The sequence below is a fragment of the Streptomyces sp. S.PNR 29 genome (genome assembly GCF_030386795.1).
In the GTDB taxonomy this organism is placed as follows: Bacteria; Actinomycetota; Actinomycetes; order Streptomycetales; family Streptomycetaceae; genus Streptomyces.
Genome location: NZ_JANUQM010000011.1, coordinates 1 through 13409, shown reverse-complemented (window position 1 = coordinate 13409; position 13409 = coordinate 1). Strand labels below are relative to the sequence as shown.

At 68.3% G+C, this 13409-nt stretch carries 11 protein-coding genes and 3 pseudogenes; 7 read left to right on the top strand and 7 right to left on the bottom strand.

From position 1 onward, the window contains the following. Positions 1–27 precede the first annotated feature (27 nt). Entirely contained in the window at positions 28–1131 is a 1104-nt protein-coding gene (locus NW895_RS27200; protein WP_289938761.1) for a DMT family transporter, read from the top strand. On the opposite strand, the gene NW895_RS27195 is transcribed toward NW895_RS27200, so the two are convergent. Next, entirely contained in the window at positions 1121–2341 is a 1221-nt protein-coding gene (locus NW895_RS27195; RefSeq protein ID WP_289938760.1) for a transglycosylase family protein, read from the bottom strand. The two genes, NW895_RS27200 and NW895_RS27195, sit on opposite strands and share 11 nt — an antisense overlap. A gap of 317 nt (positions 2342–2658) precedes the next feature. Here NW895_RS27195 and gndA point away from each other — a divergent pair, with 317 nt between their 5' ends. Beyond that, positions 2659–4098, top strand: coding sequence for an NADP-dependent phosphogluconate dehydrogenase (gene gndA / locus NW895_RS27190; protein WP_289938759.1), 1440 nt, complete (start codon positions 2659–2661; stop codon positions 4096–4098). A 786-nt stretch (positions 4099–4884) separates the two neighbouring features. Here the strand turns inward: gndA and NW895_RS27185 are convergent. Then, a complete protein-coding gene (locus NW895_RS27185) occupies positions 4885–5229 on the bottom strand; it encodes a GNAT family N-acetyltransferase (RefSeq protein ID WP_289938758.1) in 345 nt (114 codons plus the stop codon). A gap of 20 nt (positions 5230–5249) precedes the next feature. Further along, complete coding sequence (gene panD, locus NW895_RS27180) at positions 5250–5669, bottom strand: aspartate 1-decarboxylase (RefSeq protein WP_289938757.1); 420 nt, start codon at positions 5667–5669, stop codon at positions 5250–5252. A 328-nt stretch (positions 5670–5997) separates the two neighbouring features. On the opposite strand from panD, the pseudogene NW895_RS27175 reads away from it, so the two are divergent. Next, positions 5998–6243 (top strand): annotated as a pseudogene (locus tag NW895_RS27175) (transposase); the annotation flags it as partial. Between the two features lie 52 nt (positions 6244–6295). Continuing rightward, positions 6296–6841, top strand: coding sequence for a transposase (locus tag NW895_RS27170; RefSeq protein WP_354670114.1), 546 nt, complete (start codon positions 6296–6298; stop codon positions 6839–6841). Here the strand turns inward: NW895_RS27170 and NW895_RS27165 are convergent. Continuing rightward, positions 6820–6954: pseudogene (locus NW895_RS27165) on the bottom strand (IS701 family transposase); the annotation flags it as partial. The gene NW895_RS27170 and the pseudogene NW895_RS27165 overlap by 22 nt on opposite strands. A gap of 215 nt (positions 6955–7169) precedes the next feature. On the opposite strand from NW895_RS27165, the pseudogene NW895_RS27160 reads away from it, so the two are divergent. Then, positions 7170–7310 (top strand): annotated as a pseudogene (locus NW895_RS27160) (IS110 family transposase); the annotation flags it as partial. Positions 7311–7347: 37 nt separating this feature from the next. On the opposite strand, the gene NW895_RS27155 reads toward NW895_RS27160, so the two are convergent. From NW895_RS27155 to NW895_RS27145, 3 genes are all read right to left on the bottom strand, one after another. Next, positions 7348–8181, bottom strand: coding sequence for a sulfotransferase (locus NW895_RS27155; RefSeq protein ID WP_289938756.1), 834 nt, complete (start codon positions 8179–8181; stop codon positions 7348–7350). A gap of 119 nt (positions 8182–8300) precedes the next feature. Continuing rightward, positions 8301–9617, bottom strand: coding sequence for a glycosyltransferase (locus NW895_RS27150; RefSeq protein WP_289938755.1), 1317 nt, complete (start codon positions 9615–9617; stop codon positions 8301–8303). A gap of 286 nt (positions 9618–9903) precedes the next feature. Further along, entirely contained in the window at positions 9904–10239 is a 336-nt protein-coding gene (locus NW895_RS27145; protein WP_289938754.1) for a hypothetical protein, read from the bottom strand. A 367-nt stretch (positions 10240–10606) separates the two neighbouring features. On the opposite strand from NW895_RS27145, the gene NW895_RS27140 reads away from it, so the two are divergent. Next, positions 10607–11611: a LuxR C-terminal-related transcriptional regulator gene (locus NW895_RS27140; RefSeq protein ID WP_289938753.1), complete on the top strand. Its 1005-nt coding sequence runs from the start codon at positions 10607–10609 to the stop codon at positions 11609–11611. Between the two features lie 406 nt (positions 11612–12017). Then, positions 12018–13409 (top strand): condensation domain-containing protein (locus NW895_RS27135; RefSeq protein ID WP_289938752.1); only part of this gene is annotated, 1392 nt, incomplete at its 3' end.

Below are 13409 nucleotides of genomic sequence, written 5' to 3'. Positions count from 1 at the left end.
CCCCGGCCCCACGCAGAGGAGCAGCCGATGAGCGCCCTCGCGTTGTCCGTGCTGCTGTCACTCGTCTCCGCCGTCGCCTACGCGGGCGGGGCGATCGTGCAGGAGCAGGTCGCGGTGTCCTCCCCCGACCGGCAGTACGCGCCGCTGCGCCGGCCCAGCTGGTGGGCGGCGGTCGCGCTCAACGGCCTGGGCGGTCTGCTGCACGTGGTGGCTCTCGCCTGCGGCCCGCTGAGCCTGGTCCAGCCGCTGGGGGCGCTGACCATCGTGGTCGCCCTGCCCATGGCGGCGCTGTTCGTGCGCCGCAAGGCGGGGGCCACGGCCTGGCGGGGCGCGATCATGGCGACGATCGGGCTCGCGGGTCTGCTGTCCCTGGTCGGCACGGCCGACGCGCAGTCGCTGGACACCGCCCAGCGGGTGGCCGTGGCCTTCGTGACCGCCGTCGCGGTGGTGACGCTGATGATCGCCGGTCGGGCCGCGCATCGGCACCCGGCGGTGCGCAGCATGCTGCTCGCGACCGCGGCCGGCATAGCCTTCGGCATGTCCTCGGTGTTCACGAAGACGGTCGCCGTCGACTGGACCGGCGGCGTCTCCTCGGCCGACGTGCCCTCCCTGGCCGTGATCGGCGTGCTCGCCACGGCCGGCATGCTGCTGTCGCAGGCCTCCTACCGGGACGCAGGTCTCGCGGCCCCGCTGGCCACGCTCACGGTGGTGAACCCGGTGGTGGCGGCCGCGGTCGGCATCACGATGTTCGGCGAAACCTTCCGCTACGGCACCACGGGCACCGCGCTCGCCCTGAGCTGCGGTGTGGTGGCCGCGGGCGGGCTGATCCTGCTGACGACGGAGCGGATCGCCCGTACCGAGCAGGAGGCGCTGCCGGTGCGCGAGTCCGGGCCGGAGCCCCTGCCCGTGCCGGCTCCGGCCGACGAGCTGCCGGCCGGACTGTCCGGGCAGCCGGTCGCCGCGCTCCCCGAAGCCCTCTTCGTACCGTCCCCGGTGCCGGCGCCGGTCCCGCAGGGCGTGTACGAGTCGGCGGGCCCCGGGGATCCCCCGCACTCCTACGGCCCGTTCCACGACGGCCCGTACGTGCCGTTGCCCGTCCTCGACCGGAGCCGGGAGCGGGTCAGATCCTGACGCCGCCGGCCCTCAGATAGGCCACCGGGTCGATGTCCGTACCGAAACCGGGCCCCGTCCGCACCTCGAAGTGCAGATGCGGGCCCGAGCTGTTGCCGGTGGACCCCGAGCGGCCGATGCGCTGGCCGGCGCCGACCGTCTGCCCGGTCTTCACGGAGATCGCCGACAGGTGCGCGTACTGGCTGTAGCGGCCGTCGGCGTGCCGGATCACCACCTGGTAGCCGAAGGAACCGCCCCAGCCGGCCGTGACGACCCTCCCCGCCGCGACCGCCTTCACGGAGGTGCCGGTCGGCACGGGGAAGTCGACGCCGGTGTGGTAGCCCTTCGACCAGGAGGAGCCCGCCTTGCGGTAGGGCGTGCCCAGGGAGGCGCTGACCGGCGCGACGAGCCCATGACTGCTCGTGGCCTTGTCGGTGCTGCCCGAAGAGGAAGACCCGGTCGAGGGCTTGGACGACTTCGACGGGTTTGACGGCTTGGCGGGCTTGGACGACTTGGAGGGCTTGGACGACTTGGACGGTGTCTCGGTCGTCGTGGCCGTGCCGTCCGTGCGCAGCTTCAGCCGCTGGCCCGGGATGATGAGGTCGGGGTCCGCTCCGATCGTCTTGCGGTTGGCGGCGTACAGTCCCTGCCAACCGCCCTTGACGCGCTCGGTCTTCGCGATGCCGGACAGCGTGTCGCCGGTGACCACCGTGTACATCTCGGCCTTGCCCGCCCGGGACTGCGGGGTGGTCTGCGGCTGCACGTCCCGTACGGAGCTCCTGGCCCGCTTGTCGGTGGCCTGCTCCGCGGACCTCGTGGAGGCGCCGGCGGGGCGGATGTCGGGGGCGCTGCCGCCTCGCGTGAGTCCGGCGCGCACCGAGCACAACGGCCAGGCACCGGGGCCCTGGCCCTCCAGCACCTTCTCCGCCACGGCGATCTGCTGGTCCCTGGTGGCCAGATCCGCGCGCGGCGCGTACCGCGTGCCGCCATAGGCCTCCCAGGTGGACTGGGTGAACTGCAGTCCGCCGTAGTGGCCGTTGCCGGTGTTGATGTCCCAGTCGTTGCCGGACTCGCACGCGGCGACCTTGTTCCAGGTGTCCACGTCGGCCGCCTGGGCGGCACCGGAGCCGATGAGCGGGAGGGCCATTCCGGCTCCGCCCGCCGTGACGGTGAGTGAGGCGCGGTTGATCCTGTTCGGCTGATACCGGCGGTGCCGGCCGCGTGCCGCCATGAAGAAGCCCCCCTAGACATGCGTCAGGAGGGGCAAAAGTAAGCGCTGCGAACTGGCCACGCCAAGACGGTAATCGGCCGCCCGGTCGCGCCAATGGCCGGGATCGGCCCTCTCCTTGCCACGCGTGCCACGGCTTGTGCGACCTGCGCGACGGCTGAGCATCCCGGGCCCCGCGTGCGTATCTGCCTGCGCGACGGTCGCACGGCGGACGTGCGGACGGTGTGGCGGCACGTTGCGGCACGTCAGAATGGTCGATGGGGCGATACTGGCGGGCACGACCGGCACCATCGATACCGAGGTCACTAGGAGCAAGCGCAATGAGCACTTCAGCCCAGATCGGCGTCACGGGACTCGCGGTGATGGGCCGCAATCTCGCCCGCAACTTCGCCCGCAACGGTTACACGGTCGCGGTGCACAACCGGACGGCGTCGCGCACGCACGCCCTGGTCGAGGAGTTCGGGCACGAGGGCGACTTCATCGCGGCCGAGACCGCCAAGGAGTTCGTGGCGGCGCTGGAGCGGCCGCGACGGCTGGTCATCATGGTGAAGGCCGGTGACCCGACCGACGCCGTGATCCAGGAGTTCGCCCCGCTGCTGGAGCCCGGCGACATGATCATCGACGGCGGCAACGCCCACTTCGCGGACACCCGGCGCCGGGAGCGCGAGCTGCGCGAGCGGGGTATCCACTTCGTCGGTACCGGCATCTCCGGCGGCGAGGAGGGCGCACTGCACGGCCCGAGCATCATGCCGGGTGGCTCGAAGGAGTCGTACGAGTCCCTGGGCCCGATGCTGGAGAAGATCTCCGCCAAGGCGGCCGACGGGGCGCCGTGCGTGACGCATGTCGGTCCGGACGGCGCCGGGCACTTCGTGAAGATGGTGCACAACGGCATCGAGTACGCCGACATGCAGCTGATCGGCGAGGCGTACCAGCTGCTGCGCGATGTCGCCGGGTACTCCCCCGCCGAGATCGCCGAGATCTTCCGCACCTGGAACACCGGCCGGCTCGACTCGTACCTGATCGAGATCACGGCGGAGGTGCTGTCGCACGTGGACGCGGCGACGGGCAAGCCGTTCGTGGACGTGGTGGTGGACCAGGCGGAGCAGAAGGGCACCGGCCGCTGGACGGTTCAGATCGCCCTCGACCTGGGCGTTCCGGTGTCCGGCATCGCGGAGGCCGTCTTCGCCCGCTCCCTCTCCGGCCACGCCGCGCTGCGCGAGGCCTCGCGGGGGCTGGCCGGGCCCAAGGCGGTACCGCTGAGCGAGTCGGAGGCGCGGGCCTTCGCCGACCGGGTGGAGCAGGCGCTGTACGCCTCGAAGATCGTGTCGTACACGCAGGGCTTCCACGAGATCGACGCGGCGCGCGGGGAGTACGGCTGGGACATCGACCTGGGCGCCGTCTCGGCGATCTGGCGCGGCGGCTGCATCATCCGTGCCGCGTTCCTGGACCGCATCCGCGCCGCGTACGACGCCCGGCCTGACCTGCCGAGCCTGCTGTCGGACGACACGTTCGCGCGGGAGATCGCGGACGCCCAGGACGACTGGCGCGAGGTTCTGATCGCCGCGACCCGCCAGGGCGTGCCGACGCCGGGCTTCGCCGCGGCGCTCGCCTACTACGACGCCCTGCGTGCCGAGCGCCTGCCCGCCGCGCTCACCCAGGGCCAGCGGGACTACTTCGGGGCGCACACCTACCGGCGCACCGACCGGGACGGGTCGTTCCACACGCTGTGGGGCGGCGACCGGTCGGAGGTGTCCGCGTAGGCCGGCTTGCCGGTGACGGTACGGGGCGGTGGACGGCCGGGTGGCCGTCCACCGCCTTTGTCCTGCCGCTCAGGAGAGCGGTGGGCCGGGTTCCGGGTTCGGTACCGGCTCGGGCCCCGGTGGGATCGGGGACGGTGAGGGCTCGGGCGGTGGGCCCGGGTGCGGTGGCGCCGGAGGCGGCGTGGGGCTCGGCGGCGGGGTCGGCTCCGGGCCGGGGGGCGGTTCCGGAGGCGGAACCGGGTCCGGGTACGGCTGCGGGTGCTCGGGGTCCGGGCCCGGTGTCGGCCCCGGCTGGACCGGGTCCAGGTACGGGTTCGTCATCGTGCGTCCTCCAGCCAGTCGGTCGACTTCGGCTCTGGACTACTCCCCCGCCTACCCGACGGCCGCGTCCCCACTCACTCCCGCGCATGAACGGCGAGGCCCAGGGGGCCTAACCGATAGGCACCGCCGCGGCCGGCCGTCGGCCGCCACCGGGGCCGAGCGTCTCCGGGGGGCGCCACGCGGGGCTCCGCGCCTGGACAGGACGTCGGGCACGGCGCACCTCCTCCCCGACCGGTGCTGCCGTCGGCCCGACCGGGCTGTGTGCGGTGCAGACGTGGACGGACGAGGGGTGCGGCAGGGGCCGTCTGCCGTCGACTCCCGGTACCGGCTGCCCCGGCCTTCGGCTGCGGCCGCCGTCGCGACGCCGCCGAAGGCCGAGCACCCGTACAGCCCGGCCCGCGCGGGGCGCGTCAGAAGACCGGGACGTGGACGGACGAGGGGTGGTGCAGGGCCGGTCGCGGGCTGTCAGAAACCCTCGGGATGCGCCACGAGCCAGTCCTTCGCTGCCCGCAGCAGTTCGGGGCCGGCCGCCGGAGCCTCCTCGGGGTGGCGTTCGGCCCACTTGGCGACGTACGGGCACAGCGGGGCGACGGGGACGCCCTCGCCCCGCGCGATGCCGTACAGCTCGCGTGCCAGCGAGCCCGCGATGCCTCTGCCCTCGTGGGCGGGCTCCACGATCGTGTGGACGGGGACGAGGGCGCGTTCGGGGGACTCCAGGACGAAGTACTGGATGTGGCCGACCACTTCACCGTCGCCCACGGCCTCCAGGCGGCCCGCCGCCCGGTCGTCGCGGATCTTGACCTCGCTCATGGGCACCCCTCGTCGGTCGGTCAGACGCGTACGGCCTGCGGGCTGCGTTCCTGGTCCGAACCAGGCACCGGCTCGGACGGGTCGGCACCCAGGGCCACGATGCGGTTGTCGTGGTCCACGTGCACGACCCGCGGCTTGAGGGCCCGCGCCTCGGCGTCGGTCACCTGAGCGTAGCTGATGATGATCACCAGGTCGCCCGGGTGGACGAGATGGGCGGCGGCCCCGTTGATCCCGATCACACCGGAGCCGCGCTCGCCCTCGATGACGTAGGTCTCCAGCCGGGCGCCGTTCGTGATGTCGACGATGTGCACGAGCTCGCCGGGCAGCAGATCGGCGGCGTCCAGCAGATCGGCGTCGATCGTCACCGATCCCACGTAGTGCAGGTCGGCCTGGGTGACGGTGGCTCGGTGGATCTTGGACTTGAACATGGTGCGCAGCATTTTGAACTCCTGGAAGACGGCTCCCTGCCAGCTTTTTGCAGGTCAAGGGCGTCGTTCACTGTACATCGGTATGCCTTCGACTCGAAGACTTTCCACAACATCGTGCGTCGCTGCGAGCAGGCTTCTCACCTGCGCGGTCTGCGCAAATCGAGCTACCGCGAAGCCGTCGAGCAGGAGCATGTACGGAAATCTGCCGCGGACTGGTACTCATTTTATGCCGACTTTCCTGATGGATCGTCAGGCAAGCGAGGGTCTCCAGCAAGATCGGGGGCTGCTGCACGATCGGGTGACAGGCCGGGTTTATGCAGCGAGTGCTGCGTGAGAAGCCATGATGGTCTCGTACTCGACGGGGTCAAACGACCCAGACGGACCTGACGGCTTCGGCCGACGTCCGTGCGGCGCAGCCACTTGTTCAACGAAGCCGGGCGGACCCTTAAGTCAGCGGCAACCTGTTTGTGCCCGGTGGGACGCGGACGCGGTCCGCGACGATGTGCAGGCATACGTCGCTGTTCGGCTTGGCGAGCCTGAGGGCGTCCTCGTCATCGACGAGACAGGGTTCCCGAAGAAGGGCGATACCTCGGCTGGGTGCAACGGCAGCACTCAGGCACTGCGAGACGCGCTGAAAAGTGCCAGGTCGCGGTGTTCGCCGCCTATGCCTCGTCGCGGGCCGAACCTTGGTGGACCGGGAGCTTCATCTCCCCAAGTCCTGGACGTCCGACCGCGAGCGGTGCCAGGCGGCGCAGGTCCCCGACAGCCGTGGCTTCGCCACCAAGACCGAGCTGGCCCAAACCCTGGTCACACGGGCCCTGGCCTCGCCGCTGCCGACCTCCTGGGTGACCGCGGACGCTCTCTACGGTCAGGACTGGCACTTTCGGCGCATGCTCCAGGGGGCCGGCATCGGCTATGTCGTCGCGGTGCCGAAATCGCAGCAGGTCAAGTCCCTCGCCAGCTGCTGGCGCATCGCCCAGCTCATCGGTGATGTGCCTGGGAGCGGCTCTCGTGCGGGGATGCCAAAGGCCCCCGCGTCTACGACTGGGCAGCCCCACAGCTTCCCGCCGTCCCGTTCTTCGACGGCGACGAGCCCGGCCATCGGCGGTGGCTCATGGCCCGCCGCAGCATCGCCCGGCCGGACGAGATCGCCTACCTGGGTGGCCATGGCTGGAGTCATGTGACAGTGCCAGCCGGGATAACGGCGGACCCGGCAGCCGTCCAGGCCGCACTCCTGCTTCGCGCTCTGGAACCATTCCTCGATGGCCCACCGGCTGCCCGCGACACGGATCAGCTCGTCCAGGGTGGTCTGGGCCGCAAGCAGGACGACGCACACGTGTGCCGGTATTGCGGGGCGGCCACTTCTGGTCCGGCTCCTACTCCGCCGGCAGCTGCGGCGAGGCGCGAGACGGTTTTCGCCGGGATCGGCCGAACGGCCGAGGAGTCCGGCGGTGAACCCTGGCCAGATGACCGACTAGCATCGCCGCGTTCCTACGCGCGCCGGAGCACCTCGGATCTCCGGCTCACATCCGCAGGGCCGGCCACCGTCGGTTGATCACCCTGTTACGGCCCGAGGCACCGAGGATGGCCGAGCAACTGGTCGATAAGATCTTCACCGCGTCGAACGAGCAGACCGTGACAGTCCTGGGGACCGAGGTGGCTGCACCCACCGGGAACGGCCGTCGACGCGCTATGGAAGATATGCGAAGGCCTTGCAGTAAGCCAACAATTCTTCGGGGACATCATCGGCGCTTGGCAGTTCGCGATGAGGCTGGATAACCCCGGACAGGATCTTTTCATGCCAGTCCCCCAGGAACATCTGATACGGCCCCTGTTCGCGGCTGCCGTAGTCCAACATGCCAGCTTCCCACGGCACGTCCAGAAATTCACAGATGCGCTGGGTGACAATTCTCGGGTGCGCTGTCAGGTCCTCGTACCTCACCGTGATTCCCGGAAGGTTGTCACGAGCCTCGATAACTGCTTCGATCATCGGCACAAGCATCCGAAGAGCCGCCCTCTTCAGCCTCGCCGCCACCTCGTCCGCGTCGCCTACAGCAAGCTGCTCTTCGGTCGCACCCTCGCGGATAACCTCCACCAGCGATTCCAGGACGTGCAGCGGATGGCGTAGCAGGAAGATGTACCTGGCCTGGGGCCAGCACTCGGCGATCCTTTTCCAGATATAGGCGTTACCCGGCGTTTTCTCCACCAGGACATTCTTCCCACTGTTCTTCAGCTGACGGTCAAGAAGGCGATCCCAGAGAAGGTACTCGAGCTCAGCACTGGAAATACCCAGTGCACTCATCGCCGTAACTGCCGGATCCGTGTCCAGTCTGACCTGCAGGTCCCCCAAGTGCAGCTCATGACCGGCGTGCAGCTCGGAATGGGCGTTGAGCACGCATCGAAGCAGGGTGGATCCGGATCTCACCGTCGAGATCACAAACACCGGCGATTCAACTAGCCTTACCGAAGAGCGGTCACACACATCGTTGACTGCGTTCAATTCCAGCCTCTCCATCATTGCCATCCGAGCGAATCACGATTGTGCGGCGAGAGCCTCTGCGGGTTGAGGACCTGTCCGAACAGATGGCAGCTGCCGTTGGTTGAGTGAGCAAGGAGCCAGGTCCGGAGAGAGCCAGGCGTCGTCTATCGAACTGGTTGTCCTGACGCACTGCCGGCACATCGCTGGATTTCCTCCAGCAGACGCACAGCCTTTGCGCAACCGTCCTCCGGCCGGACCATCTCCGCGAACCGTGCGGCGTTCTGGACTATCCCGGAGTCCGTGGTCGCCTGCCGGATGGCATCTGCCAGGTTCTCGCCGGTGAGTTCACGCTGCTTGATGGGGCGCGGCGCCACACCGAGTGTGTGCAGGTGCTCGCTCCACATGAGCTGCTCGGCATGGAATGGGACGGTGACCTGGGGGATGCCGACCACGAGGGCCGCGTTGTGTGTGCCGATCCCGCCAGCATGGACGGCGGCACGGACGCGCGGGAAAAGCCAGTCGTACGGCACCTCGTCCACGACGAGGATGTCCTCGGACGGCTCCGTAATCTCAATGCCTCCCCAACCCGTCACGATCACTGCCCGGTTGTTCGTTTCTTGGACGGCCACCTGCACCATGCGGCCGACGTTCTCGGTATCCGGCCGCGTCATGCTCCCGAAGCCCACGGCGATAGGCGTCTTCCCAGCCGCCAGGAATTCCAGGAGCTGGCTGGAAGGCTGCCAGCCCTCGTGAGCCGGAAGAGTCCAGAAACCTGTGACGTGGGCCCACGTGGGCCAGTCCGGGGCGGGCGGCAGTTCGTGTGGGCTGAACCCATGGAGCACCGGGGTGGGTGTGCCGTCGGCGCTACAGCGGTAGTCGAGCCAGCCCTCGCGCGGTGGCAGGCCCAAGGTGTTTGCACGCCATGTGGAGACCATCTCGGTGGTCAGCGGATCGAGGGGGTTGCGAATGGCCTCCTCGTGGTCCGCCAGATTCGAGGGATGGGCGGAGAGACCGTCGCCTGCCGGGTAGTGACGGGACGGCAGGAAATGCGGGTACAGCGCAGCCAGAACGTGTGGCACCCCGAGCCGCTCCGCGATCTGGTGCACCGCCTGCCGCCAGACGTGCGAGTAGACAATGATGTCCGGCTCTTCGTCACGCGCCACCGCCCATATCTCGGCAAGCAGATCGGGGAAGAAGCGGGGCATGACCTCCTGGAGGAGGGCCATCCGCAGTTCCTGGTCCTCGCGGCGTGGAGCGTCGCTGTACAGGAGGGTCTCCTGGACGTCGGCCCGCGCATAGAGGCCGAGAAGCTCGTCGGTGAGGGAGACGAACCGGATGCCGTACTGCTCCGCGAGACCGGTGAAGCGCCGCGGGGCGGCCAGCACCGCGGAGTGCCCGGCCGACTCCAGTGCGTATGCCAGCGCGAGATAGGGCTGGACGTCACCACGGAATCCATGGCAGGCATAGATCAGCGCTTTCACGCTTTCCTCCACCGTCGGAGAGCTTCGATGGTCAGTCCCAGCTGTTGTTAAAGCCCATTTCTCCGTTGTGACCGGCGGTTCTCACCGACGCCACTGGACCGGCAGTCACACCGGTACCGGGGCCCCGGGAAAGCGATAATTCAACATCGAAGGACACGGGAATCTCCCCCATATGCCACATTCCGTTCTGGCCGACGAGAACCCCCGCGACAACGAGTCCCCATCGTCGGTATTCCGGATTCTCACGCGGTGGTGACTCGATTCTGGCTGTCAGGGAAGGCCCACGTCACGCTTGGGAGGAGTCAGGGTGTTGCCACGGCAAGTCATTGCCATCCGCCGGCTCTCGGCCGGGCTGGGCTCGGCCCGGCACGTCCTCATCGGAGACCAGCAGATGCCCGAGGGCGGGAACGAGATCCGCGGCCAGTGCCAGCAACTTGGCACCGTCATGAGTCGACGACTGGGCCAGGAAGTTCTCACAGACGGTCCTGGCGGCTGCTTCGGCCCGGAACAGGGAAGGAGCGCAGATGAACAGCACCGCCGTCGTAGCACGATCGCCGTCCTGGACGAACACGTGCTCCAGGCCGTCGGCCGGAGTGGCGGCTCGCAGCAGTCCGCGCCGCACGCTCGTGGGGTCCCATGGGTGCCGGGACTCCAGATGGGCCCGTACGAGGTACATCGGCTCCCTGAATGGTCGCTGGTGGATCACGCGCCGGGCGAATCGTGCGACAGGACCTGACAGGACCGCGCCCGCAGGGCGTGGTCGGCACTCAGACGGCAACGTGATTGGGAGAATGCCTAAATCGGATGAACCGTACGACGGCTCCGCTCGTGATGCTAGTCGGCCGCCGCCATGAGATGCGGACCCGCACGCGAGAAGCACAGCCGAAGAGCCCAAATCCAGTCACTCTGTGTAACTTGATTGGCTGAACCCCCTGACCGAAGCTACTGTCGCGATCATCATCGTTCACGGCGTGTCGGGGTGAAGGAACGTGCTGGAATCACTGGGGATCGGGGCCGCGGCGGCGGCTGTATACCAGGAGATGCTGAAGGACACCTCTGCCGGCGTGACCGAAATCGGTAGCAGACTCGGATGGAATGAGGAGAGAGTCCGCGCGGGGTTGGATGAACTGGCCAGACTGTCTCTCGTACGACCGTCGTGGGAAGACCCGAGTGCTTTTCGTGCGGTCGAACCGGAAGTAGGACTGGCTTCGCTGCTGGCCGGCCAGGAAGCCGAATTACGCCGTCGCCAGGAAGAGATCAACGCCGGCAAACAGGCGCTGGAACTTCTGGTCTCCGAGTATGGCCACCTCAACAGAAGCCGCCGGAGCCTCGATGTGGAGCGGCTCGATGGCATAGACGCCGTTCGTCTCCGGATCGAGAGCCTCTCCGTCAACTGCACCACCGAGATCATGGGCTTCGTCTCCCCGGGCGCCCAGTCCGCCGCGAGCCTGGATGCCAGTCGGCCACTCGACCTGGCCACTCTGCAACGCGGGGTGCGGATGCGGACGGTGTACCTGGAGAGCGTCCGCAATGACGCACCGAGTATGGACTACACACGCTGGCTGGTCCGTACCGGCGCCCAGGTCCGTACAGCACCGATACTGCCTCCCCGAATGGTGATCTACGACCAGGAGACCGCCGTCACTCCGGTGGATCCCGAAGTCACGCGCGCGGGTGCATACATCATCAAGTGCCGGGGAATCGTCACTTCTCTGTGTGAATTGTTCGAACAGGTCTGGCGCTCGGCAGAGCCACTCGAGAAGAGCGACGACGGTCAGAACGAACACGGTCTCAGCGCTCAGGAGCAGGCCGTTCTGCACCTTTTGGCCAAGGGGCACACCGACGAGGTCGTCGCCCGCAAACTGGGCGTCTCCGTGCGCACAGGACGTCGTATCACCGCGACCCTGGCCACGCGCCTCGGAGCGAAAAGCAGATTTCAGGCGGGGGCAATGGCCGTGGCCCGTGGCTGGATAGATCCCACTACGGCTGACTGACGTCTCCGGCAGTCTCTGCCCGAGAAGCCGCATTCAGTGGGGCTCGGTCATCGGCAGCGCCATCGGCGAGCCGATGACCGAGCCCCACTGCTGTGTATCCATACCGCGGCTCCCGACTGTTACGGTCCGTGACGATCCTGGTAGCCAAAGACGGCCTCGTCACCGTTATGCGGCTAGTGGCAAGTAGCTGTCCGGGGGAGGTCTTGACACCCCGTCCGGCTAGCGAATGGATCACGCCCCAAGAACACTTGTCCGCACTGGCGCCGTGCGCGAGGCCGGGGACATCACAGAGCCGGGGCCGGGTCGGGTCGTCCCTGCGGTACGACGAACTCAGCTGCGCCCGGTCGTGAGGCCAACCGGTCTCGCGCGCGCAGGCGAGGGGACTTCCATGGGTGGAGAAATGGGTATGATCAGGCCGCTTCGGCCGCTGTCAGGGGCTCAGGCCGGAATCTGGTATGCGCAGCAGTTGGCCCCGGACTCCCCGATCTTCCGACCGGGCGAGTACATCGAGATCCATGGTCCGATCGACCATTCCGCGTTCGAGTCCGCGCTACGACAGGCCGTCCAGGAGACCGAGGCCTTGCGGGTCCGGTTCGTCGAAGGGCCGGACGGCGTCGGCCAATACATCGGCGACACGCCGGAGTGGCGCTTGGTCCACCTTGATGTCAGCGCCGAGTCCGACCCGCGGGCGAGCGCCGAGGAGTGGATGCGCCAGGATCTGAGGCGCCCCCTCGATCTGCGAGTGGACCCGCCATTCAGCCACGCACTGTTCACCGTGGCCCCCGACCGGTTCCTCTGGTACCAGGGCTACCACCACATCGCCATGGACGGCTTCGGCGCGGCCATCTTCGCCCGACGGGTGTCTGAGCTGTACAACGCGATATTGCGCTGCTGTCCCACTCCCACTCGGACGTTCGGCTCCCTCAATGCGCTGCTGGACGAGGAGAGCGCCTACCTCTCCTCGTCCGAGGCATCGCGCGACCAGCGGTTCTGGGAGCAGATGTTCGCGGACGGAGCGGAACCCTTGACCCTGGGACTCCGCAGGGAGGCGGACGGCGCCGACTTCCGGCGTGCCACCTGCTCGTTGACCCCCGCCGAGACCGAACTGGTCCGGCTCGCCGCCAAGCGCGGCGGTGTGAGCCTGGCGCGATTCGTGATCGCTGCGACCGCCGCCTTCATGCACGCGGCCACCGGCAACGACGAGGTGCTGCTCGACCTTCCCGTCACCGGCCGGACCACCGAACTCGCCCGCTCTGTCCCCGGGGTCATGGTGAACGTCCTGCCGCTACGGGTGCCGATCCTCGGCAACCTGCGGGTCTCGGAACTGATCGGCCAGGTATCCGCCGGCGTCAAGGACGTGCTGCGCCACCAGCGCCACCGAGGCGAGGCACTTCGCAACCGGCTGGGAGGCCTCAAGAGCTTCGGACCGCAGATCAACGTCATGGCGTTCGACTACTCCCTCGATTTCGGCGGCCATCCCGCCACCGCGCACAACATCTCTTACCGGCGGATCGATGACCTCTCCATCGCGGTCTACGACCGGTCCGGCGACAGCCCGCTGCGTATCGACTTCGACATCAACAACTCGCTCTCCAACGAGGACACTCCCGCCGTTGATGTCGACCGATTCGCGCGCCTCCTGTGCGACATGGCGGCCGCCGGCGAAACCGACCTGCCCGTAAGCCGGCTGAGCATCCTCTCCGCGGTGGAGCGTCGGCGGTTGGTGCATGACTGGAATGAGACGGCGCATGCCACGCCGTGTACCACGCCGTCTGCCCTGTTCCAGCAGCAGGCCGAG